We start from the raw sequence: 1,404 nt of genomic DNA on the forward strand, positions 1-1,404 counted from the left end.
TCGCCAAAATGGACCGGACTGGTAAGGGTGACGTAGTGAGGAGCGATTTCAAGGAGGTGTTGCGCCTTGAGCCAACCCATATAGGGCTCGGCTTCCTCCTGGGGATAATCGCAGAGCAGCTCCAACCGGGCATACCCGCGCGCTCCAACCGCCTGGGCAATGGGGCCCAACCCCACACGGTCCGATTGGGTTCGCGCCTGCAGGTCGGTCCTGCCTAGCCAGCTGATCAGAGTCTTTGCCATTCTGAGAACCATAAAAAAATGACTGATACCAGAAACCATTTTGTGCCCATGGGCCATTCAAGTCAACCCTGGTTCACTGTGCGGGTGACGCAACGAGTGGATTTTGTGGCACAAGGATCATCTGTTGTCATCTGGCATAGGATCTGCTGTGATCAGCGCAGCCTTGTCGGTTGACCACATCCAACCAATGTCGCAAATGAAGGAGTCAGGATGCCGAAAGAACGTTACAATCATGACCAAATAGCAGGATGGTATGGAGAGTCCCTCCCATATTCAGAGGTTTCTCAGTATACCATTCAAAGACGATCTGTAGAGGAGTTGCTGGTCAGCGCCTTGCCAAGGAGATGGGCGAGGGGATGTCCGATTTTGATTACGATCCTGTAGCCGTCAAGAAGTGAATTTCGGTATGCTCAAGCATTGGCACACCACGGCAGAAGAGTGTGACCGCTGTATGGTCCTGTTCCCCGTCGCATCGTCTGAACGATATGCGTTTAAGCTTTATTTGTGATTGGTGTTGTTTCCTGGCGTGTTTGCCGGACAAAAGGTAGCTAAGTCGCTGGTTGTTATTCCATGTTGTGCTGGCAGGACGATAAATATTTTAGTTTCTGGTATCATGTTATTCCCCGTTGCATTAATCGGACGGAGGATGTCAGTCACCTTGGTTGAACGTTGTGGCGTCAAGTTGGTACACCCATTTGTTTACAAAGGCAAAGGCGCCCAGGCATATAAGTTTGGACTAATGCATGGACAGGTATGAAACTCTTGTTCCCAATTGGGGCACAATCTTTTCCACTGACTCTCAAAGCCACTTTTTGCGAGCCAAAACCGCGTTTGTATCGATTGCGTCTGTAGCAAGCAAAGTGGCGACAACAGAGTCCAGAATAACAGAATCCAAGACCACTGAGCCGTTAATGGAATCTGCAGCGACCGTTCGAGCGACCACCGATACACCAATGGAACAAATAAGAACCATTCCGGCGTTCACCGAGTCGCCTATTGAACCGGGAATGCTGAAACGCGAGGAGATAGATTTGGCATGCGTCAATTCATTACTCCTTACCGGGTTAGTTGACGAAAGTGCAGGAGATGCTGAGGCGGAGACACTCCTTGCTGAGTCGATTGATGAGAGTGCAGGAGATGCTGAGGCGGAGACACTCCTTGC

The 1,404-nt window shown here is 50.6% G+C and carries 1 protein-coding gene; it reads left to right on the forward strand.

Going from position 1 to position 1,404, the window contains the following annotated elements; genetic code table 11:
• Positions 1-985: 985 nt before the first annotated feature.
• On the forward strand, positions 986-1,404 hold a 419-nt coding region (locus EJP87_RS17515; RefSeq protein ID WP_153188693.1), incomplete at its 3' end, for a hypothetical protein.

The organism is Candidatus Magnetaquicoccus inordinatus, from assembly GCF_004217665.1.
Classification (GTDB): Bacteria; Pseudomonadota; Magnetococcia; order Magnetococcales; family Magnetaquicoccaceae; genus Magnetaquicoccus; species Magnetaquicoccus inordinatus.